A 22,486-nucleotide genomic window follows, 5' to 3' on the forward strand; every position below is an offset into this window, starting at 1 on the left:
AACGGCCCCAGGGGGATCCGGCCGCGCCTATCCTGCGAGCATCACTCAACCGGATAGGAGCTGTCACACATGCGTTTCAACCGTCTTTTCATCGCCCTCGCGCTCGCGGCCACTGGCGTCGCGGCGCACGCCCAGGCGCCCGCCGACGCCACCTGCATCCTCGCCGGACGGCTGTCCGACGACGGCCGCTGGGCACCGCGCTTCGAAGGGATTCAGCTGCTGGGCGACAACGGCCAGCCGATCGCGGCGCGTGGCAAGCCGGCGCTCGATCAGGTGCGGCAGGCGCGCCTGGCCGAGCCGGCGCTGCTGTCCGCGTGCAGCGGCGGTCAGCCGCTGCATCGCGCGGACGACGAGCCGTCGTCGCCCAAGGCTGCGGTGCCGGCGCTCTCGGCGGGTCTGGTGGAGGTGGAGGCCGTGGCCCTGCCGCCCTTGCGCACCGGTGGCACGCTGGTGGAGCTGAAGGTGCGGGTGACGGAAGACCGCGTGGTCATGCTCACGCGCTGATCGGCGCCGCGCCCGGGCAGCCGGTGCGGGCGGAGAGGCTGCAGCCGCGAGGCGGCAGCCAGGGGGCTCAGCTCAGCACCGCGCTCGACAGGCGCCGGCGATAGGTGGCCACCAAGGGGTCATCCGGGGGGATCTGGCCCTCGGCCACCTTGGGGCGAGGCTGCTCGATGATTTCCAGGATGCCGATGTAGGTCTTGCGGGCGAGGTCGTCGCTCCAGGCCTTGTCGCGCATCAGGATCTCCAGCAGTTCGTCCATGGCCGCGGTCCACTGGCCATGCGCCATCAGCAGGCGCGCACGGTCGTGGCGGGCCTCGAAGTCGCGGCGGTTGGCGGCGATGCGCGCATCGCGGTTGGCCAGCGCCACCACGCCATCACCTTGCGCACGCGCGAAGTCCAGCGCGTCCAGCCAGCGGGCCAGGGCGTCGATCTTGCGGACCACGCCCGCCTTGGGCGCCAGCGGCTCGAAGGCGCGGCGGGCCTCTGCCTCGCGCCCGGCGGCCAGCAGCGCCTTCACGTAGTCGCAGCGGGCATCGTCGTTGGAGGGGTCGGTGGCCACCGCGTGCTGCAGCTTCTCCAGCTTGGCCTGCGGGTCGTCGGCCAGGGGGTCGTCCGCGGGCAGGGGTTCTTCCTCCGGCTCCTCGGGCGGCAGGGCCTGCACGTGCTTGTCGAGGAACTCGCGCACCTTGCCCTCGGGCAGGGCGCCCATGAAGCCATCCACCGGCTGGCCGTTCTTCATCAGCACGATGGTCGGGATGCTGCGGATGCCGAAGGCGCCGGCGAGCTGCTGCTCCTCGTCGGAGTTGATCTTGGCGAGCTTGAAGGCGCCGCCATACGCCACCTCCAGCTTTTCCAGGATGGGGCCGATGGCCTTGCAGGGCCCGCACCACTCGGCCCAGAAGTCCACCAGCACCGGCTGGCTCATGGAGGCGGCGATGACCTCCTGTTCAAAGTTCTCGATGGTGACGTCGATCATTGGGGGCAGCTCGGGTTGAAACCGTAGAATTCAATCTTTGGGAGCGCGTCTTTGAGCTCAGTCCAGATCGGCGTGGTGATGGGGTCCAGCAGCGACTGGGAAACCCTGCAGCACGCAGTGCAGATTCTCCAGGAATTCGGCATCGCCCACGAGGCCCGCGTGGTCTCGGCCCACCGCATGCCGGACGACATGTTCGCCTACGCCGAGGCCGCCGCCGGCCGGGGCCTGCGCGCCATCATCGCCGGCGCCGGTGGCGCCGCCCATCTGCCGGGCATGCTGGCCGCCAAGACCACGGTGCCGGTGCTCGGCGTGCCGGTGGCCAGCCGCCACCTGCAGGGCGTGGATTCGCTGCACAGCATCGTGCAGATGCCCAAGGGCATCCCCGTCGCCACCTTCGCCATCGGCACGGCCGGCGCGGCCAACGCCGCCCTGTTCGCGGTGGCGATGCTGGCCGTGGATGACGCCGCCCTGCGTGCGAAGCTCGATGCCTTCCGGGCCCGCCAGACCGAGGCCGCGCGCGCCATGGCGCTGCCGCCAGTGGCATGAGTGCGGGCCTGACTTCATCGGCGGTTGTCGCCCCGCCCCCCAAGCCCCTGCTGCCGGGCGCCACGCTCGGCGTCATGGGCGGCGGCCAGCTCGGCCGGATGTTCGTGCACGCGGCGCAGCGCATGGGTTACTTCACCGCGGTGCTGGATCCGGATGCCACCAGCCCGGCCGGCCGCGTGAGCCACGTGCACGTGGCGACCGACTACCTGGACGAGAAAGGTCTCGCGCGGCTCGCTGCCGAGAGCGCGGCCATCACCACCGAGTTCGAGAACGTGCCTGCCGCGGCCATGGATCGGCTCGCGCGGGAGCGCTTCGTCGCGCCCGGCGCCGCAGCGCTGGCCATCGCGCAGGATCGCGCGCGGGAGAAGGCGCACTTCACCCGCTGCGGCGTGCCTTGCGCGCCGTATGCGGTGATCGAGACCGAGGCGCAGCTCGCCGCCGTGCCGGATGCGCTGCTGCCCGGCATCCTGAAGACGGCGCGCCTCGGCTACGACGGCAAGGGTCAGGCGCGCGTGGCGGACCGCGCCGCGCTGGCCGTCGCGTGGGCTGGCCTGGGCCGTGCCCCTTGCGTGCTGGAGCAGATGCTGCCGCTGGCCTTCGAGTGCTCGGTCGTGGTGGCCCGTGGTGCGGATGGCGCCATGGTGCATCTGCCCGTGCAGCGCAACCTGCACCGCGAGGGCATCCTGGCCGTGACCGAGGTGTTCGAGGATGCGGTGCCGGCGTCCACCGCGGCGCAGGCCATCGAAGCCACGCGCGCGATCGCCGAGGGCCTGGGCTACGTCGGCGTGCTGTGCGTGGAATTCTTCGGGCTCAAGGACGGCCGGCTGGTCGTCAACGAGATGGCGCCGCGGCCGCACAACAGCGGCCACTGGAGCATCGAGGGCGCCGACGTGTCCCAGTTCGAACTGCAGGTGCGCACGCTCGCGGGCCTGCCGCTGGTGGCGCCACGCCAGCACAGCCCGGCCATCATGCTCAACCTGCTGGGCGACCTGTGGTTCCGTGCCGGCAGCGAGGCCGTCACGCCCGACTGGGCCTCCGTGCTCGCGCTGCCGGGGACGCATCTGCACCTGTACGGCAAGGCCAGCGCCCGCCCGGGCCGCAAGATGGGCCACCTCACCGTCACCGGCGCCAGCGTGGCGCAGGTCCGCGCCACCGCGCTGCGCGCGGCGGACCGGCTGGGCATCGCGCCTTTCTGAAGCGCCATGATCCTCGACGGCCAGGCCCCGGCTGCCATCGACCAGGCCGTGCAGGCCCTGGCCGCTGGCGGCCTCGTGGCCTTCCCGACCGAGACGGTCTACGGCCTCGGGGCCGACGCGGGCAGCGATGCCGCCGTCGCCGGCATCTTCGCGGCCAAGGGCCGGCCGAGCGACCACCCGCTCATCGTGCACGTGGCGGATGCCGCGGCGGTGACGCACTTCGCCGCGGCCGTTCCCCCGGTCGCGCAGCGGCTCATGGCGGCCTTCTGGCCCGGGCCGCTCACCCTGATCCTGCCGCGCCGGCCGGGCGTCGCCAGCGCGTCCGCCGGCGGGCAGGACTCGATCGGCCTGCGCTGTCCGGCGCACCCCGTCGCGCATGCGCTGCTCACCGCCTGTGCCCGTCATCAGCCGCCGGTGGCGGGCCTGGCCGGGCCCAGCGCCAACCGCTTCGGCCGCGTGAGCCCGACCACCGCGGCCCATGTGGCGCAGGAGTTCGGCGACACCTTGCTGGTGCTCGATGGCGGCGCCTGCCAGGTGGGCATCGAATCCGCCATCGTGGATTGCACGCGCGGCATGCCGGTGCTGCTGCGCCCGGGCGTGCTCACACGGGAGCGCATCGAGCAGGCCGCGGGCGAGCCGCTGCGCCTGCCCGGCGAGATGGCGGCGCCCGACCCGCGCGCGTCCGGCACGCTGGAGGCGCACTATGCGCCGAACGCGAAGGTGCGCCTCATGGATGGCCGCAGCCTGCGCACCGCGCTCGACGTGCTGGGCAACGATGCCGCCACGATTGCCGTCTATGCCCGCACGCCGGTTCGCAACCGGGCCTGCCGTCTGCGCCGCATGCCGGATGACGCCGCCGAGACCGCGCGCCAGCTGTTCGCCGTACTGCGTGAGTTCGACGAGGCCGGTGTTCGCCTGATCTGGGTGGAGGCGCCGCCCGATGACCCCGAATGGGATGGCGTGCGGGATCGCCTGCGCCGCGCCGCCGCGGCCTGAGCGGCGGCATCGCCCCGGCCCGCGCTCGTTAAACTACCCGTTTCTCCCGAGAGGACGTTCATGCTGACTTCCTGGATGCGGCTCGGCACGCGGCTGGCCGCCGTGTGCGGCCTGCTGGCCCTGGCGGCCTGCGGTTCCGGCACCATCGAATCACGCCTGCAGCCCACCCGCGTGGTGGCCTTCGGCGATGCCTTTGCCGACGCCGGGCAGTCCGGCGCGAAGTACACCGTCAACGACTCCACCGTCGCCAACTGGACGCAGGTGGTGGGCCTGGCCTTCGCGCAGAAGATCGAGCCGGTGTCGGCCGGCGGCCTGTCCTATGCCACCGGTCTCGCGCGCGTCACGGCCAAGCCGGATGCCGGCGGCGGCACCGCCACGCTCACGATCACCGAGCAGATCGATACCTTCCTGGCCAGCCGCAGCTTCACCGCCGGCGACCTGGTGATCGTGGGGGCCGGCCTGGCCGACGTCACGGTCGAGGGCCAGGCCGCCATCACCGGCGCGAAGACGCGCGAACAGATGCTCACGGCCGTGGGGCAGGCCGGGCGCGACCTGGCCGCGCAGGTTCGCCGCCTCGTGCAGGCCGGTGCCACCCACGTGGTGGTGATGGGCACGTACAACCTGGGCCGCTCGCCCTGGGCGATCGCCACCAAGCAGGAGTCGCTGCTGCAGGAGGCCTCCAGCCGCTTCAACGAGCAGCTGCTGGTCAGCATCGTCGACCTGGGCGCCAACGTGCTGTACATCGACGCGGCGCTGTATCTCAACCTCGTCACCGGCACGCCGGCAGCCTATGCCCTGAGCGAGGCCAAGGTGCCTGCCTGTTCCTCCGTCGACGCGGGCGCGGGCATCGGCACCGGCACCGGCCAGGTCAACTCTCGCCTGTGCACGCCCAGCACCATCGTGACCGGCGCGGACTACAACAGCTACCTGTTCGCCGACCGCATCCACATCACGCCGGTGGGGCATCGCCTGCTGGGCGACTACGCCTACAACCGCATCCGCGAGCGCTGGTAGGCCAGGGCAAGCCCGCACCAGCAAAAGGGCCGGCATCTGCCGGCCCTTTTGCTTCGGGGCGATGAACCTGGCGGTGCCAGGTTCAGGCCATCACTTCACCTTGTCGAAGGTCGCGCGGGCCGCGACATGGCAGAACGGCGGCTCGTAGGTGCCGTGGTAGTTGCCATAGTAGGTGGCGAAGGCGGCACTGGTCGGATCGGTCGGGGCCTTGCCGCCCACGCCGTACACGGCCTGGACCTGGGCGTCGACGTCCACCGTGGTCACGTTCGTGAGGTTGCGGCTCGCGAAGTCGGCCTTGGCCACGTTCATGTGAACGGCCGGCGGGACGGTCGGGTCACCGGCGCCGCCGCACAGCAGCGTGGCGGCCTTCGGATTCCAGCCCAGCAGGTCGTTGCGCTTGGCCGCCTGCGCCAGCGGATGGTTGTCGTTGGTCTGCGCCGCGGTGAGGTAGGCCGACTGGAAGACCGCATCACGCGCCTGGTTGGGCGTCACCGTCGGGCCGCCGGGCAGCTGGCCCGAGGTCACCAGGGTGGTGTAGTTCAGCGTCGGGCTGGGCAGCAGGTTCTCGATGTAGCTGGCGTAGGGCGCCTTGAACACCTCGCTGGCGGTGGTGTAGAGGTTGCCGTAGACCTTCTGCCAGCTCGTCACCAGGTAGGGCACGAAGAACTGGTAGCCCGCGATCGCGTCGGGCAGCTTGAACGAGCCCGACAGGTTGTACGGGCCCGCCAGGTGCGCGCCGGCGACGAGGTTGATCTCGCCTGCGTGGTCACGCTCGATGGCGCGGTGCGCAGCCATCGACGAGTGGCCGCCCTGCGAGTAGCCGGTGACCATGACCTTGCCGCTCAGCGTGGCGCCGGCCGTGGTGGCCGCATTGCGCGCCGCGCGGATCGCGTCGACCATGGTCGTGGCCTCGCTGTCGGCGTGCAGGTAGGGGTGGTAGCTGTGGGCCGACTTGGCGAAGCCCAGGTAGTCGGGCGCGACCACGGCGTAACCCTGGGCGGCGTACATGGCCGCCAGCAGGAACGTCTCGCCGTCCTGCGGGTTGGCCAGGGTGCGCGGCTTCTGCACGTCGGTGCCCTTGGCATAGGCCACCAGCGGGGCGGCCTGACCGGCGCAGGTGCCGGCCGGCACCAGCAGCACGCCGGAGGAGTTGCTTTCCTCGCCCTTGGCGCCAGGGGTGCGGTAGTTCAGCGCCACCACCTTCACGTCGCACTTGGCGGTGCCCGACAGGGCCTGCAGGCCGCTGCTCTGCGTGCCGGCGTTGATGGTGGCCGCGGTCAGGGTGGTGACGGTCGCGGGCGTCTCCAGCAGGGTGCCGCGCCATTCGTCGTCGCCGCCGCCGCAGGCGGCCACCAGGGCTGCCGCCGCCACGGCGGTCAGCATGAGCCTTCTTTGCATCATCGTGTTGTCTCCGGGTATGGATGAGCCCCTGACGAGGGGTCGCATGCATGGTAGCGACCCGACGGCCAGCCGCCACGGGGTCGTGCCCCGGGGTTTACCCGTGCTGCGTCGCTCAGGTGACGCCGCGCGTGCGGCCGTAGCGCAGCTTCATGCCCAGGATGGTGCAGGCGAGCGCCAGGGTGATGGCGTTGGCGACGACCACCGGCCAGGCCCCGAGCAGCAGCCCGTAGGCCAGCCACAGGGCGACGCCGGCCGTGAATGCGCCGTACATGCCCAGCGAGATGCCGCTCACGTCGCGCGTGCGGAAGGTCAGCCAGGCCTGGGGCACGAAGCTGGCGGTGGTCAGGCAGGCGGCGAGGTAGCCGATGAATTCGGTCGCGGAGGGCATGGGGGATCTCAGGGTTCGCGGGCCGTCCATTCGACCAGGGCGTCGATGACGCCGCGGAAGGCGACGGCCTGCGGATGGTTGGCGACGGCCACCAGCACATAGCGGCGGCCCGAGGCGCCATGCACGTAGCCGGCCACCCCGGCCACGTCGCGCAGGCTGCCGGTCTTCAGGTGGGCCAGCCCGCTGGTGCGGCGGGCCCGGCGCAGGGTGCCGTCCACGCCCGCCAGGGGCAGCGAGGCGGCCAGGTCCGGCATCAGCGCCGACCCCCAGGCGGCCTGCAGCAGATCGGCAAGCTGGCGGGCCGTGGCGCGTTCGCTGCGTGACAGGCCGGAGCCGTTGTCCATGGCGGGCGGTTCGCCGCCGATGCGGTCACGCCACCAGGTGCGCACCGCCTCGCGCGCCGCTTCCGGCGTGCCACGCCCGCGCTGCTGCAGCCCGAGGCTCAGGAACACCTGCTGCGCCATCACGTTGTTGCTGAACTTGTTGATGTCGCGCACCACGTCGGCGAGCGGCGGCGAGGGCCATTCGAGCAGTGGCTTCAGGCCGGGCGGCACGCGGCCGTCCCGCACCTGCCCGCTGAGCTGGCCGCCGGCCTCTCGCCACAGGCCGGCCACCGCGCGCGCGGCGTAGCTCGCCGGCTCGGCGAAGGCGAGCGGCCAGGTCTGCGCGCCGCAGCCGGCCGGATAGGCGCCGTCGAAGCGGGGGCGGGCCGGGTCGGCCACGTCCAGGCGCAGCGCCGCGCGCCAGTCGGCGCACTCGCCGGCCGCCACCGGTACGGTCGCCGGCCACTGCACGCCCGCCAGCGGGGGCTCCACCTGCAGCCGGGCGGTGCCGGCCTCGGGCGTGAACGTCAGCAGCACCGACTTGTAGTTCACCAGCAGGGCATCGGGCCCGGCGTTCTGCGGTCGCAGCGGCTCGCCGTCGAAGGCGGCCGGGTCGTGCGCGGGCAGCTCGAACGCCGAGCGGTCCAGCACGATGTCGCCCGTGATCTGCCGGATGCCCAGCGCCTGCACCCGCCGCAGCAGCAGCCACAGCCGCTCGGTCACCAGCTTCGGGTCGCCCTGGCCCTTGAGGTACAGGTTGCCGCGCAGCATGCCGCCTTGCACCGGGCCGTCCACGTACACCGGCGTCTGCCAGGTGAAGGCCGGGCCTAGCAGCTCGAGGGCGGCGAAGGTGGTGGTCAGCTTGGCGAGCGAGGCCGGGTTCACCGGCACGTCCGCGCGGTGGGCGAGCCGGGGCGCACCGCCCACCGGCGCCACCAGCACCGTGATCGCATCGCGCGGCAGGCGGCTGCGGGTGAGGGCGGCCTCGACCTCGGGTGGCAGCGGGTCGGCCGCGGCCAGGCCGGCCGCCAGCGCGAGCAGGCCCCAGGCGAGTCGGATCCGGCGCGGCATGGGCGGATTATGGCGGCGCCGATAATGCCGGCTTTGCCGCCCGCCCCTTTGAACCTGCTCGCCTTCGACACCAGCACGGAGACGCTCTCCGTGGCCCTGCAGGCCGGCGCCGGTGCGCCGCTGTGCCATGTCGCGCCCGGCGGCGCCCACGCCTCGGCCACGCTGATCCCGTGCATCGAGGCGCTGCTGGCGCAGGCCGGCCTGTCCCTGCGCGCCCTCGACGCCATCGCCTTCGGTCGCGGGCCGGGGTCGTTCACCGGCCTGCGCACGGCCTGTGCCGTGGCCCAGGGCCTGGCCTTCGGCGCCGACCGTCCGCTGCTGGCCCTGGACACCCTGCTGGCGGTGGCCGAGGAGGCCCGCGCCCAGGGCGCCGGCGGGCGCATCGTGGCGCTGCTCGACGCGCGCATGGGCGAGGTCTATGCCGCCCGCTACGCCCACGAGGGCGGAGCTTGGCGCGTGCTGCAGCCGCCCTGGCTGGGCGCGCCGGAGGCGGTGGCCGCCGAGCCGGGCGAGGTGCTCGCGGGCAATGCCTTCGCGGCGCTGGGTGACCGGCTGCCCCCCGGCGTGCCGCGCGTGGAGGTCCTGCCCGCCGCGACCGCCCTGTTGCGCCTGGCCCCCGCAGCCCTTGCCGCTGGTCAGGCCGTGGCCGCCGCCGATGCGCTGCCGCTCTACATCCGCGACAAGGTGGCCCAAACTACCGCCGATCGCGAACAGGCGCGTGCCGTCCCGGCGCGCGCGAACGCACCCGACCGATGAGCGCAGTCTTCAAGACCCTGGAGGCCGGCTTCGAGCCCATGACGGAAGCGCAGCTCGACGCCGTGATGGCGGTCGAGCGCGAGGCGTACGCGCACCCCTGGACGCGCGGCAACTTCGCCGACTCCATCCGCTCCGGCTACCAGGCCCAGATGCTGTGCGCCGGCCCCACGCTGCTGGGCTACTTCGTCGCCATGAAGGGCGTGGACGAGGTCCACCTGCTCAACATCACGGTCGCGCCGCCGTACCAGGGGCAGGGCTGGGGCCGCGTGATGCTCGACGCGCTCGCGCAGTGGTCGCGCGGCCAGTCGGCCCAGTGGCTGTGGCTGGAGGTGCGCACCAGCAACCAGCGCGCCCAGCAGGTGTACCTGCGCTACGGGTTCCGGCGCGTCGGCGAACGGCGTGCCTACTACCCGGCCGACCATGGGCGCGAGGATGCCATCGTGATGAGCCTGCGGCTGTGACCCTGCAGCTCGATGATCGCCAGCGGGCGATGCTGGAGGAAATGGGGATCCGGCTGGCCTGGCTGCCTCGCGCCGGCACGCCCGCGGTCGAAGCCCCAGCGCCTGTGTCGGCCCCGGCCCCGGCCGCCCGCGCGGCCGCTCAACCTGCCCCGCCACCTGCCGTGCCACGCGTGGTGGTGCCGCGCGCGGCGGCTGAACCGGTCGTCGCCCGCATGGCGCCCACCGCCGCGCCCGGCCACCGGCCCGAGGGCATCGCCACCATGGACTGGCCGAGCCTGGCCCAGGCGGTGGCGGGCTGCCAGGCCTGCGGCCTCTGCGCCAGCCGGCGCAGCACGGTGTTCGGCGTCGGCCCGCTCGACGCCCGCTGGATGGTGGTGGGCGAGGCGCCGGGCGAGCAGGAGGACCTGCAGGGCGAGCCCTTCGTGGGCCAGGCCGGTCGCCTGCTGGACAACATGCTCGCCGCGCTGGGCCTGGACCGCCAGCGCAGCGTCTACATCGCCAACGTGCTCAAGTGCCGCCCGCCCGGCAACCGCAACCCAGAGCCGCAGGAGGTGGCGCAGTGCGAGCCCTACCTGCGACGCCAGGTCGATCTGCTGCGCCCCCGCATCATCCTCGCCATGGGCCGCTTCGCGGTGCAGTCGCTGCTGCAGACCACCGAGCCGATCGGCCGCCTGCGCGGCCGCGTGCACCACTACCAGGGCGTGCCGGTGGTGGTGACCTACCACCCGGCCTACCTGCTGCGCAACCTGCCCGACAAGGCCAAGGCCTGGGCTGACCTGTGCCTGGCCCGATCGGTGCATGACGCCGAGGCGCCGCCGGGCTGAGCACGCGGCGCCCGGTCAGCCCGCCCGCGGCCGGAAGGCCTGGGGCGCCAGCGTGCGAGCGGTGTAGTCGATGCCGCTGAAGGCGGCGTAGTCCGCCAGCGTGCGCACCGTCCCCAGGCCGTAGGCGCCCAGCGGCTGGCCACTGACCAGCGCGGCGAGTCGCTGGCGCGAACGCCGCTCCAGCGTCCACCAGTCCGTGTCGCGCTGCCGGTCCACCTCGGCGTCCCAGTGCAGGGGGCGCGGCGGCGCACCCGAGGCCGCGTTGTTGTACAGGTGGTGCAGCGGCAGGCCGGGCACATGGACGATGTCCCAGCCGTGGGTGAACAGGCGCAGGGCCAGGGCCTGCTCCTCGCCGTGGAAATACAGCCACGGGTCATAGGGGAAGGCCTGCACGAACGTGCCGGGCGCGAACAGGCAGCCGGCGCCGAGGTGGAAGCCGGCCAGCGGCGCGTCGGTCTCCACCGGATGCGCCTCGAACCCCAGCACCGGGTGCTCCGCCTCGAAGGCCGCCCCCGGCTTGACCACGTGGGCCAGCACGCCTTGCGTCGTGGGCCGCCGCACCACCAGGCCGTTCTCGAAGCTGAAGGCGTTGGGATAGGAGGAAATCACCAGGCCGCGCTCGGGGGCGCCCAGTGCCCGGGCCTGTCGCACCAGGGTCGCATCCCAGCCCGGGTCGAAGTCGGTGTGCGAGTCGATCTGCAGGAACCAATCCTCGCCGTCGTGCAGGCTCATGGCGATGGCACGCGCCCAGCAGGGCCCCCGGGCGTCCACCGGGTCGATGCGCACCTGGCTGAGCCGCGCCCCGCGGCCGGGCGCCAGCAGCCGGGGCTGGCCGGCGGGCGACTGGTCGACCACGCCGAAGTGCAACCGGCGTGGATCATCGGCCATGGCGGCGGCCTGCCGCAAGGTGAAGTCCAGGACGGGATCGCAGTAGGAGGCGATGCTGACGAAGATGCGCATGAAGCCCATGCCCGGCGACCCGCCGGAACGATTTCACGGCATGTTAGCAAGCGCGCCACGCACGCCCGCGCAACCGGGCCGTGACATTTGACGCAGCACGGTCACACGGGTAGCCCGCCGGTGCCCGGCGGCGGCCGCGATTCGTTGCGGCGCGATAGGGGGTGTGCTACCTTCAATCGGGGGCCATGGAGCCTCCGGGTCGGCGCCATGGCGCCACGCCCTCACGTTTCCCTGGATACGAGCATGTTGAACACCTCCCCGACCGGGGTCATCTTCGCAGGCAGCATCTTTCCGGCCCTGACGGGCCGGAGGGGCGCGCTTGCGTCACGTGCCAGGGACTATGATGGTCGCAGGGGCTGCGGATCGACGCCGCAACCCTGGGCGCAGGCGCGTCTGTCGGCCTGCGTGGACAGCGTCCCTGGGGACCGGCCATGATCAAGCAACCCATCCTTGCCGACGGCACCCCGTGCCGGCCGGCCAACAGCCCTGCCGTTGCCGGTTTCCGGCCGGCAGCCATGGCCCTGGCCGTGGCGGCGGCCTTCAGCGGCTGGCTGCCGCAGGCGTGGGCGCAGCCCGCGGGGGCGCAGGCCATCCACGGCACGGCTGCGCTGCAGCGCAACGGTGCCAACCTGCTGGTGACCACCGGCAATGGCGCAGGCACCAACCACTCGGCGATCAACTGGCAGAGCTTCTCGGTGCCGGGCGGCAGCGTCACGCACTTCGCGCAACCCAACGCGACCAGCACTTCGATCAACCGGGTGGTGGGCAACGACCCGTCGGCCATCTTCGGCACCTTGAGCTCCAACGGCCGGCTGGTCCTGGTGAACCCGGCGGGCATCGCCGTGGGGGCGGGCGCGGTGGTGGACACCGCGGGCTTCACGGCCTCCACGCTGAAGATGAGTGAGGCCGATGCGCTGGCCGGGCGGCTGCTGTTCGGCGAGGGCGGCGGCGGCGGCGCGCTGAGCGTGGCCGGTCAGATCGTGGCGCGCTCGGGTGATGTGGTGCTGATCGCGCCGAACGTGCAGACGGGCGCGGAGGCGGTGATCCGCAGCGAAGGCGGCGCCACGGTGCTGGCGGCGGGCCAGAAGGTGGAGATCACGGGCCGGGGCCTGGAGGGTATCCGGCTGGAGGTGGCCGCGGGTGGCGAGGCGGTGAACCTGGGGCAGTTGAAGGGCGACGCGGTGGGCATCTTCGCCGGCACGCTGAAGCACTCGGGCCTGATCAGCGCCAGCGCCGCCACGGTCGACGGCGGCAAGGTGGTGCTCAGGGCACAGGGCGATGCCCTCGTGGGCGGCGGCGTCGTGGCCAGCCGCGGCGACAAGGGTGGCCAGATCGATGTGCTGGGCCAGCGTGTCGGCCTGCTGGCTGGCGCCTCGCTGGACGCGAGCGGCGCCGCCGGTGGCGGCCAGGTCCGAGTGGGTGGCGACTACCAGGGCGCCAATGCCGCCGTGCCGAATGCGGCGCGAACCTACGTGGACGCGCAGGCGCGCATCGCGGCGGATGCCACCGCCAGCGGGGACGGCGGCCGCGTCATCGTCTGGTCTGACGAGGCCACCCGCATGCACGGTCAGATTTCGGCACGTGGCGGTCCGCAGGGCGGCGATGGCGGCTTTGCCGAGGTCTCCGGCCGGCAGTACCTGCAGTACACGGGCCGTACGGACCTGCGTGCGCCCCACGGCAAGGCCGGCACGTTGCTGCTGGACCCGAACGACATCTTCATCAACTCGGGCGCCACCAACACCGCCAGTTCGGTCGGCATGTTCGGCGGCGGTGCCGACGTGGCCACCGTCAACGCAAGTGACCTGGCCGCCCAGCTCGAACTGGGCCATGTGCTGGTCACCACCACGTCGTCGCCTTCGAGCACCGCGCCCGGCGGCGGTCAGATCACGCTGCAGTCCGACGTGAGCTGGAGCGCGCCCACCACCCTGGGCCTGCAGGCCGACAACGGCATCTTCCTGAGCGGCAACATCAACGCCGCGAGCGCCGGCGTGGCCAGCGGCCAGGTGCACCTGTTCACGGCGAACGGCAACATCACGCAAGGGGCGGGCAACCACATCCGCGCCACGACGCTGAATGTCAGCGCCGACAACGGCAGCGTGCAGCTGCCGGGCGACAACGCCGTGGGCGTGCTCGCAGGCTACGCACCCCAGATTGCCGGCACCTTCCAGTTCAAGAACACATCGGCGCTCACCGTCGGCAGCGTGAGCGACGGTTTCGGCAGCTTCGGCGGGGTCTACAGCAACGGCTCGCTGCAGATCGACACCACCAGCGGCGACCTCACCATCAACGCCAGTGTCTCCTCTTCCAGCGGCATGCCGTTGACATTGCGCGCGCTGGGCGCGGGTTCCAGCCTGTACCTGAGCACCTACCTCAGCTCAAGCGGGCTGGCCACGCTGCAGGCTGCGAAGGACGTTGTCCTCAGTGGTTTTGCGTCGGTGTATGGCAACGGGGGCATCAGCATCACGGCCACCAGTGGCGACGTGGACCTGGGCACCTCCTCCATCTACGCCTATCACGCGCCCATCTCGGTCACCGCGGGGGGGTCCATCCTGGGCTCGGCCAGCCTGTGGTCCGGCGGCACCGTCAACGGCACCATCCAGCTCACCGCCTCCACCGGCAACGTGTCGATCGGCTCTGCCTCGTCCAACGGGTCCTACGCGCCGCTGGCGAGCGGCAACATCCAGATCATGGCCGCGGGCGACGTGGTCGCAGGCTCCCTCAACACCTACGGCACCTCCTCCTACGACGGCAGCACGGCCCTGGCCGGCGGGTCGGTCCATGTCACCAGCAGTGGCGGTAACGTCAGCATCGGCTCCATCAACGCCCATGGCGGCAGCGGCTACACCATGGGTGCCGGCGGCAGCGGCGGCGCCGTCACGATTTCCGCGCCGGGCGCGGCCGTGGGCAAGGGCAACGTGGTCGTCGGCGACATCGACGTCTCGGGTGGCGATGCCTATGCGGGCGCCAGCATCGCGTCCGGCAATGGCGGCTCGGGTGGCGTCCTGCAGATTTCGGCCCATCGTGACATCACCGGCGCCAGCAGCGAGCTCTACCTCAGCGCCTATGGCGGCACGGCCTATGCGTCGTCGGTCGGGTCTCCGTCCGGCGGTTCGGGCGGCAACATCATCCTCAACAGCACCGCCGGCAACGTGGTGCTCGGCTCCAGTGCCTACATCTCGGTGCCCGGTGGCTCCGGCGTCTCGGGTGGGCCGGGCGGTTCGATCCAGGTGCAGACGCCTGGGGGTTCTGCCACGCTCGGCTGGCTGGAGGCCCATGGCGGTGACAGCAACACGGGTGTGGGCTCGGGTGGCAACGGCGGCGCGATCAGAGTCAACGCGTCCGGCCCCATCACCTTCCTGGGCTATGGCAACGCAGCCAACGCACGCGGTGGTGATTCCACCGCCGGGCCTGGCGGGCAAGGCGGTGCGGTGACGCTGGCTTCCAGCGGGGGCAGCGTGTCGCTGGGCGCGGGTGGCGTCGAGGTCGATGGCGGCAATGGCTCACCCGGCGGCAACGGCGGGGTGATCCAGATCAACGCGGCCCAGGACCTGACCGGCTCCTGGTTCTCCGCGGAGGGCAGTGACGGCGCCAGTCTGGGTGCCAGCGGTGGCAACGGCGGATCGATCCAGGTCAGCTTTGGCGGCAGCCTGGGGGTGTACGGCGGCTTCAGCGTGGAAGGTGGCTGGGGTGCGTATCCGGTCACGGAGGGGCCGGGCGGTGATGGCGGCAATGGCGGCGTGATCCAGATCACGCGTACCAGCACGGGCGATCTCACGCTGCCGGACTACATCGAAGTCATTGCCGACGGCGGCATCGGCCGCAGCGCCAACACCGCTGGCAAGAGTGGCAAAGGCGGGAATGGCGGATCCATCACGCTCACGGCCACCGCGGGCAACGTGGTGCTGAACAACGTGAGCCTGGGCGCGCATGGCGGTGACGGCGGTGCCGGCGTCGGCACCGGCCTCGGCGGCGCGGGCGGCGCGGGCGGGCAGATCACCATCAGTGCCGTGGGCGGCACGGTCACGATGAATTCCCCCAGCCTGGGCGCTGCGGGCGGCTGGGGCGGCCTCAACGGGGACACGCTGGCGTACGCCGCGGACGGTGCCACGGGCATCCTGAGCACGGCCGGTAGCACGGTGAACGTGGCGGGCGATGTGGAGCTCGATGCCATCTGGACGAACACGGGCACCGTCAACGTCGCCGCGAACGCGGGTGTCTACTCCTATGGCGTCGGCGTGTTCCGCAACAGCGGCGTGGTCAACCTGCAGGGGGCGGGTGCCTATCTCGGGGATTCCCAGTACCCCATGCCGGTGGAGAACCTTGCCGGCGGTACGCTCAATGCGCAGGCGGCGCCCGTCTACGCCACCGTCACCCTGAACCAGGGCCTGATCGACGTTCAGGCCGGCGCCACGCTGGTCGCGCCAGGTTTCCTCACCAACAACGGCACCGTCCGTGTAGGCACAGGGTCCACGCTGGAGGTCGGGCCTGGTGGCGGCCCGCTGGAGCGGGCGGCGCTCGCCTTCGGCGGCACCACGTTCAGCAATGCTGCAGGCGGCGTCCTGACCGGAACGGGCACCATCCTGGTGGATGGCGGAGCGGGGGGCATCAGCAACTCGGGCACGGTGCAACCGGGCGGCGCCGGCACCGTGGGCACCCTCACCATCAACGGTGGCTTCGTCAGTGAGCCCGGCTCGGTGCTGGCGGTCGACGTGGCCAACAACAGCGGCTTCGACGTGCTCAGCGTCACGGGCACCGCCGTCACCGGTGGCTCGATCGCGATCAACTACCTCTCCGGGGCCACCCTGGCTACCGGCAATGCGCTCAACATGATCCAGGCGGGTACGCTGGATGCCACCGTGCTGCCGACCTTGAACGTCTCGCAGTTCGACGTGTCGTTCACCGGGACCGGCTTGGTCCTCACGGCGAACGCGCCGTATCCGCCGCCGGCCGCGCCGGCCCCGGCCCCGGAGCCTCCAGCCCCGACGCCCGCCCCCACGCCCGCACCGCCGAGCCCGGCGCCGCCCAGTCCGGCGCCGCCGTCGCCCGCCCCACCGGTGCCGGCTCCCGAGCCGCCACCGCCGCCTCCGCCTGCGCCGAGTCCGGCCCCCACGCCGGCGCCAACGCCCGCGCCAACGCCGGCTCCATCGCCGCCTGCCCAGGCCCCGGCTCAGCAGCAGGTGGACAACCAGGTGGTGCTGTTCGCGCAACTCTTCGTCCAGGAGGCAAGCCGCCAGGAGGAAGAGGATGAAAAGAAGAAGGGCAAGGACGACATCGTCCTGACCGACACCCAGTGCCGGCCATCGGGGGGCAACTGATGCAGTTGCCTTGCCGTCGGCCGCACGGGGGATTGATCCATCTGCCGCAATCCGCACCGGGTTGCGGCGTCGGGCCGTTCGCGCGGCCCCCTATGCGTGCATGACACGATGGCAGGGACCATGAAGAAGACGATTCGCAGCAGCACCAGCCAGACGCAACTCCGCGGCCGCACGACCCCAGCGCCTTCGCCGGCGGCGGCCGGCTTCCGGCCCGCCGGCGCCGCGCTGGCCGTGGCGGCGGCCTTCAGCGGCTGGCTGCCGCAGGCGTGGGCGCAGCCCGCGGGCGCGCAGGCCATCCACGGCACGGCCAGCCTGCAGCGCAGCGGCGCCAACCTGCTGGTGACCACCGGCAACGGCGCGGGCACGAACCACTCGGCCATCAACTGGCAGAGCTTCTCGGTGCCGGGCGGCAGCGTCACGCACTTCGCGCAACCCAACGCGACCAGCACCTCGATCAACCGGGTGGTGGGCAACGACCCGTCGGCGATCTTCGGCACCTTGAGCTCCAACGGCCGGCTGGTGCTGGTGAACCCGGCGGGCATCGCCGTGGGGGCGGGCGCGGTGGTGGACACCGCGGGCTTCACGGCCTCCACGCTGAAGATGAGCGATGCCGATGCACTGGCCGGGCGGCTGCTGTTCGGTGAGGGCGGCGGCGGTGCGCTGAGCGTGGCCGGTCAGATCGTGGCGCGCTCGGGGGATGTGGTGCTGATCGCGCCGAACGTGCAGACGGGCGCGGAGGCGGTGATCCGCAGCGAAGGCGGCGCCACGGTGCTGGCGGCGGGGCAGAAGGTGGAGATCACGGGCCGGGGCCTGGAGGGCATCCGGCTGGAGGTGGCCGCGGGCGGCGAGGCGGTGAACCTGGGGCAGTTGAAGGGCGACGCGGTGGGCATCTTCGCCGGCACGCTGAAGCACTCGGGCCTGATCAGCGCCAGCGCCGCATCGGTCGACGGCGGCAAGGTGGTGCTGAAGGGCGGCGAGCTGGCGGAGATCGATGGCTCGGTGTCCGCCACGCGCGGTGAGCTGGGCGGCCAGATCCAGGCCACGGCCAGCAAGGTCATGCTGCGCAGCGGCGCCGTGATCGAGGCGAGTGGCGCCCGCGGCGGCGGCGAGATCCTGGTGGGCGGCGGCTGGCAGGGCCAGGATGCCCGCGTCACCAATGCTCAGACCACCACGGTGGAGGCGGGCGCCCAGCTCAAGGCCAATGCGGGCGATCAGGGCGATGGCGGCACGGTGGTCGTGTGGGCCGATGGCAGCACGCAGTTCGCGGGCGCGATCCAGGCGCGCGGCGGCGCGCAAGGCGGCAACGGCGGCAAGGCCGAAGTCTCCGGCAAGGGCGATCTGCAGTTCCGCGGGACGGCCGACCTGTCGGCGCCCAAGGGCCGCATAGGCAATCTGCTGCTGGACCCGACGGACATCGTCATCCAGGGTGGCACGGGCGACAGCGCGTCCGACGGCACGGGCACCTTCATGGGCAGCTCGGTGGGATCGGCCGGCTCCGTCTTCGCGGCGGATCCGCTGACCACCGTCTACGAATCCGAACTCGAGGGCGTGGCCGCCAACGTCTTCCTGCAGGCGTCCAACAGCATCACCACCTCGGGCACGTTCACGGGCAACGAGATCACGCTGTTCGCAGGGGCCTCGTTCCAGCTGGAAACCAATGGCCCGAGCGGCGCCGGCATCAACATGAATGGCGTGGGCGTGCGCACCAGCGGCGCCGGCATCGTCACCATGTCGACCGTGGCCTCGCCCACGCAGATGATCCATCCCGGCCCGATCACCACGGCGGGCGGAAGCGTCACGCTGGCGGCCAACCAGAGCAACGTGGTCATCCAGCATCCGATCTCCACCAGCGGCGGCAACGTGCAGGTGTTCGGCATCCCCTACGTGACAGGCGCGGGTGTCGAGGTGCTCGGCACGACCATCAACGCCGGCACCGCCGGCACCATCAGCCTGACCGGCTTCTCGCAGGACTACAAGGGCGTGCACCTCAATGGCGCCACGCTCATCGGCAACTCGATCCCCATCGTCGGCACCACCTATGGCACCAGCCTGCCGGGTGTGTATGTCGGCGGCGGCTCCACGCTGCAGGCCGGGGGTGGAAGCGTCAGCCTGACGGGTGACCTCTCGGGCGTGAAGTCCGGCGTCTACGTGGCGAGCTCATCCATCAGCAGCACCGCCAGCAACGTCACCATCACCGGCGGCGGGCCCACGTACAACGGGACCACCCCGGTGCAGCTGCTGACGGCGACCATCAGTGCGCCAGCGGGCACTGTCGCCATCTCGGGCGACACGGCCACGGGCACGGCCGTGAACATCGGCAGTGGCTCGATGATCAGCGGCAGCACCATCAACGTGCAGGGCCTGACCGACACCCCGTCGGGCATCGGCGTGCAGGTCAGCTACTCGCACCTGCAGGCCGGCTCCGGAAACCTGATCATCGGCGCCGGCAATGGCGGCGCACGGCCGAGCGGCGTGGATGGCGACAACGCCACCTTCGGCAGCACCGGGGGCAACATCACCATCACCGGGGGTGGTCCCACCTACACGGGGACGGCGGTCTCCCTCTACCAGTCCGACGGCATCGCGCCGAACGGCACGTTGTCGATCAGCGGCACCACCAACGGGGCGGGACCCGCCGTCTACATCGACGGGTATACCGGTGGGTTGACCTACACCGCGAAGAACATCAACATCACCGGCAACTCGGTGTGCGGCTGCACGGCCATCGACCTCTACGATGAGACGCTCAATGGCACCGATGGGGTGAGCCTGACGGGCGTCCAGGGTGACATCGTGCTCGACGGCGTCTCCGTCTCCAGCAGTGCAGGCCCGGTCACCGTCAGTGCGCCGCAAGGCGGCGTCTACCTGACCTTCAGCAGCCTGCAGGCTGCCGGCAACATCAACGTCGGTGGCGGTGCAACGCTCGCCCCTCCCTTCGGCTATGAAGGCGTGGCGATCGATTCGAGCACCATTGCCTCCAGTGGCGGTGGCGTGAACATCATGGGCCGCAGCGATGGCGGCCATGGCGTCAACCTCTACGGCCCGGTGACGATCTCGTCCTCCAGTGGCGCCACGGTCACCGGCGAAAACGTGTCGCTGGGTTCGCTGGCGGCGGGTGTCACGTTGTACAGCACGACCGTGACGGGCAGCGGGCCGCTCTCGATCATGGGGACCGGCACCAGCGGCCCAGGCGTCGAGCTGTCCTATGCCAGCCTCACGCGCACCGGCGCGGGCAATGTGAGCGTGACGGGCACATCGGGCGGCTCCACCGGTATCGACCTGCAATCGTTTGGGCTGAACACAGGCGGTGGCACGCTGAACATGACCAGCAGCCAGCGGATCATCGGTGGGACCACCTCCCTGCTCACCGGTGGTGGCAACGTCGTCATCCATGGCGGCAGTCCCACCCTGACGGCCGAGGGCGTGTATCTGGATGGCACGACCATTGCCGCCGGCGCCGGATCGGTGGAGATCAAGGGCGAGAGCGGCTCCGCCTCGTATGGCCTGGTGATGGGCAGCGTGGCCGGCTCGGTCAGCGGCGGCACGCTCGATATTGGCGGGCGCACCTCGCTGGGTTCCGGCTCGCCTGCGCTCGTGCTCGTGAACCAGACGCTCACGGGCGCCAACGGTGTCATCCTGACGGCCGAAAACGGTGACCTGAACCTGACCGCGACGACGGTCACCGCGACCGCCGGCATGGCCAACCTCGAGGCGCGCACGACAGCGCCTGCCCCTGAGCCGATGCCCGGCATCCTTCTCGTCTCTGGCGCCGCCGTCAACGCCACGGCCAGCGCGGGCATGGACGGCGTCATGCTCACGGCCGACTCGATGGACCTGGCGGGCACTGTCAATGCGGGCGCCAAGCGCGCGGTGATCCTGCCCAAGACGCTCACGCGCCCCATTGCGCTGGGAGGCATGGTCGAGACGGGCCGGCTGAACCTCACGTCCACCGAGCTGAACAACATCACGGCCGGCGTCATCGTGGTCGGCCGCAGCGACATGAGTGGCGGCATCACGCTGGAGAGTGGCACCCCGATGGGCATCGCCGCACCTCAGCTGAGCCTGATCCAGGCCAGTTCCGCTTCCATCACCCAGGTGCCCACCTCGGGCCTGAGCGTGGCCGGCCTGAACGCCGATGCCGGCTCGGTGAGCCTGATGGCCACCAACAACAGCATCGGCGCGATCAGCGGCAATGCCACCACCCTGTTCCAGATGGCGAACATGGGGCCCATCACCATCGGTGCGGTGGATGTGGTCTCCGGCATCAATGCCGCAGGGGGTTCGACCGCGTCGATCAGCCTGTTGTCTGGCGCCGGCGGCATCACCCAGCTCGCGGGCAGCCCGCTCGTGGGCGGCGCGGTCACGCTGTCGCCGGGCGTTGGCCAGAGCGTGGTGCTCAACGAGCCTGGCAACAGCATGACTGGCCTGTCGGCGCTCGCCACCAGTGGCGGCAACATCTCGATCGTCAATGCCAACACGGGCACGACGAGCCTGCAGCTGGATGCCAACGGGACGGTCAGCTACAAGGGGGCAGGCGCACTCCACTTGGCCCAGGCCAATGCCGGCAGCACCGCCACCGGCCTGACCTTCGGCACCGCAGGCGTCTCGATCGAGGCAGGGTCCATTGTCAGCACCGGTAGCGGGGCCACCAGCGGCGGCACGATGTACCTCGCCTCGACGACCGGTGGCATCGGCGCGCCGGCGACACCCTTGCCCGTGACGGCGCCGGGGGGCATGAAGATCCTTGCACCCAGCGCGGGGGGCGTCTACCTGGTGAGCACCGGGCCCTCATTGCTCGTGCACGACATCACCGCAGGTTCGGCCAGCTTCAGCAACCCTGGCCCCGGCGCCGTGCTCGATCTGCGCAACGCCACGATCACAGGCGGCGGCCTGTCGTGGGCCGCTGGCTTCTCATCCGCCACATTGGGTTCGGGGGGGGGCACGGTCGGCGCCACGGGCGTCATCTCTGCCCCGACCGACGTGGTGCTCGCCGGTACGCTCGCGCCGGGGGGCATCGGTGGCGTGGGGAGCATGACCGTCGGCGGCAACCTCGACGTGCTGAACGGCGCCACGCTGCACTTCGACTTCAACGGGGCGTCCAACGACTCGATCTCGGTCACTGGCAACACCAGCTTCCCCGTGGCGCCGCAGACCAGCAACGTGGTGGCCAACGCCATCGTGCAGCCGCCGAACGCGAACTACACGCTGCTCACGGGCACAACCACGGGTGACACGCCAGTCCTGAACCCTGGCAACGTGGTTGGCATGACGATCGCGCTCGGCTCCATTGTCGCGACGGTCAACGCGCCGGTGCCGCCGCCTCCGCCACCGCCGGCCCCCGTGCCGGCGCCAGCCCCAACGCCGGCGCCTTCGCCCGCGCCGCCGCGCCCCCCCCCCCCCGCGCCGGCGCCCGTGCCTGCACCGCCCCCGCCCGCGCCGGCACCCGCACCGGAACCGCCGCCGCCACCACCGCCGCCTCCGGCACCTTCGCCTTCACCGGCGCCGGCGCCCACCCCGGCACCCTCGCAGCCGCCTGTCTCGGCGCCTGAGGTGGTGGAGTCCATCCAGCAGGTGGACAACCAGGTCGTGACCTTCGCCAAGCTGTTCGTCCAGGAGGCGACCAAGCAGGAAGACGACGACAAGAAAAAGAAGGACGGCATCGGCAAGGACGACATCGTCGTCACCGGCACGCAGTGCAAGCCCTCGCAGTGAAGCGCGCCTGACGAACCCTCGGCATGCGCCCCGCCGAACGGCAGGG

At 71.6% G+C, this 22,486-nt stretch carries 15 protein-coding genes; 10 read left to right on the plus strand and 5 right to left on the minus strand.

Annotation, left to right across the window (positions count from 1 at the left end; all coding sequences use genetic code 11):
• The first annotated feature begins 69 nt into the window (after positions 1-69).
• Positions 70-504: a hypothetical protein gene (locus ACE3T5_RS07720; RefSeq protein WP_374666168.1), complete on the plus strand. Its 435-nt coding sequence runs from the start codon at positions 70-72 to the stop codon at positions 502-504.
• 67 nt (positions 505-571) lie between these two features.
• On the opposite strand, the gene trxA is transcribed toward ACE3T5_RS07720, so the two are convergent.
• A complete protein-coding gene (gene trxA, locus ACE3T5_RS07725) occupies positions 572-1,477 on the minus strand; it encodes a thioredoxin (RefSeq protein WP_374666170.1) in 906 nt (301 codons plus the stop codon).
• A 51-nt stretch (positions 1,478-1,528) separates the two neighbouring features.
• On the opposite strand from trxA, the gene purE reads away from it, so the two are divergent.
• From purE to ACE3T5_RS07745, 4 genes are read left to right on the plus strand one after another with little or no spacing between them, the layout of a single operon-like run.
• Positions 1,529-2,023 carry a 5-(carboxyamino)imidazole ribonucleotide mutase gene (gene purE / locus ACE3T5_RS07730; RefSeq protein ID WP_374666172.1) on the plus strand — a complete coding sequence of 165 codons (495 nt, stop codon included), beginning with the start codon at positions 1,529-1,531 and terminating at the stop codon, positions 2,021-2,023.
• A complete protein-coding gene (locus tag ACE3T5_RS07735) occupies positions 2,020-3,219 on the plus strand; it encodes a 5-(carboxyamino)imidazole ribonucleotide synthase (protein ID WP_374666174.1) in 1,200 nt (399 codons plus the stop codon). The genes purE and ACE3T5_RS07735 overlap by 4 nt, the downstream gene beginning before the upstream one ends.
• 6 nt (positions 3,220-3,225) lie before the next feature.
• The gene (locus ACE3T5_RS07740) at positions 3,226-4,215 is read left to right on the plus strand and encodes an L-threonylcarbamoyladenylate synthase (protein ID WP_374666176.1); all 990 of its coding nucleotides are present in this window, start codon (positions 3,226-3,228) and stop codon (positions 4,213-4,215) included.
• 60 nt (positions 4,216-4,275) lie between these two features.
• The gene (locus tag ACE3T5_RS07745; RefSeq protein WP_374666178.1) at positions 4,276-5,229 is read left to right on the plus strand and encodes an SGNH/GDSL hydrolase family protein; all 954 of its coding nucleotides are present in this window, start codon (positions 4,276-4,278) and stop codon (positions 5,227-5,229) included.
• A gap of 90 nt (positions 5,230-5,319) precedes the next feature.
• On the opposite strand, the gene ACE3T5_RS07750 is transcribed toward ACE3T5_RS07745, so the two are convergent.
• The 3 genes from ACE3T5_RS07750 to dacB form a co-directional block, all read right to left on the minus strand.
• Positions 5,320-6,627 (minus strand): alpha/beta hydrolase family protein, encoded by a 1,308-nt coding sequence (locus ACE3T5_RS07750; protein WP_374666208.1) that lies wholly within the window; start codon positions 6,625-6,627, stop codon positions 5,320-5,322.
• A 115-nt stretch (positions 6,628-6,742) separates the two neighbouring features.
• The gene (locus tag ACE3T5_RS07755; protein WP_374666180.1) at positions 6,743-7,018 is read right to left on the minus strand and encodes a SemiSWEET transporter; all 276 of its coding nucleotides are present in this window, start codon (positions 7,016-7,018) and stop codon (positions 6,743-6,745) included.
• A gap of 8 nt (positions 7,019-7,026) precedes the next feature.
• The gene (gene dacB, locus ACE3T5_RS07760; protein ID WP_374666182.1) at positions 7,027-8,412 is read right to left on the minus strand and encodes a D-alanyl-D-alanine carboxypeptidase/D-alanyl-D-alanine-endopeptidase; all 1,386 of its coding nucleotides are present in this window, start codon (positions 8,410-8,412) and stop codon (positions 7,027-7,029) included.
• A 48-nt stretch (positions 8,413-8,460) separates the two neighbouring features.
• On the opposite strand from dacB, the gene tsaB reads away from it, so the two are divergent.
• From tsaB to ACE3T5_RS07775, 3 genes are read left to right on the plus strand one after another with little or no spacing between them, the layout of a single operon-like run.
• The gene (gene tsaB / locus ACE3T5_RS07765) at positions 8,461-9,168 is read left to right on the plus strand and encodes a tRNA (adenosine(37)-N6)-threonylcarbamoyltransferase complex dimerization subunit type 1 TsaB (protein ID WP_374666210.1); all 708 of its coding nucleotides are present in this window, start codon (positions 8,461-8,463) and stop codon (positions 9,166-9,168) included.
• Positions 9,165-9,629, plus strand: a complete 465-nt coding sequence (gene rimI, locus ACE3T5_RS07770) for a ribosomal protein S18-alanine N-acetyltransferase (protein WP_374666184.1) — start codon at positions 9,165-9,167, stop codon at positions 9,627-9,629. Before tsaB ends, rimI begins: the two co-directional genes overlap by 4 nt.
• 2 nt (positions 9,630-9,631) lie before the next feature.
• Complete coding sequence (locus ACE3T5_RS07775; RefSeq protein ID WP_374666212.1) at positions 9,632-10,453, plus strand: uracil-DNA glycosylase family protein; 822 nt, start codon at positions 9,632-9,634, stop codon at positions 10,451-10,453.
• Between the two features lie 15 nt (positions 10,454-10,468).
• Here ACE3T5_RS07775 and ACE3T5_RS07780 read toward each other — a convergent pair whose 3' ends face one another.
• The gene (locus tag ACE3T5_RS07780) at positions 10,469-11,413 is read right to left on the minus strand and encodes a GlcNAc-transferase family protein (protein ID WP_374666186.1); all 945 of its coding nucleotides are present in this window, start codon (positions 11,411-11,413) and stop codon (positions 10,469-10,471) included.
• 431 nt (positions 11,414-11,844) lie between these two features.
• Here ACE3T5_RS07780 and ACE3T5_RS07785 point away from each other — a divergent pair, with 431 nt between their 5' ends.
• Both ACE3T5_RS07785 and ACE3T5_RS07790 read left to right on the plus strand, forming a co-directional pair.
• Positions 11,845-16,728, plus strand: a complete 4,884-nt coding sequence (locus ACE3T5_RS07785) for a beta strand repeat-containing protein (RefSeq protein WP_374666188.1) — start codon at positions 11,845-11,847, stop codon at positions 16,726-16,728.
• A 120-nt stretch (positions 16,729-16,848) separates the two neighbouring features.
• Positions 16,849-22,440, plus strand: a complete 5,592-nt coding sequence (locus tag ACE3T5_RS07790; protein WP_374666190.1) for a beta strand repeat-containing protein — start codon at positions 16,849-16,851, stop codon at positions 22,438-22,440.
• The last annotated feature ends 46 nt before the right edge of the window (positions 22,441-22,486 follow it).

Origin of the sequence: Ramlibacter sp. (genome assembly GCF_041916345.1) — a bacterium.
Classification (GTDB): Bacteria; Pseudomonadota; Gammaproteobacteria; order Burkholderiales; family Burkholderiaceae_C; genus Ramlibacter.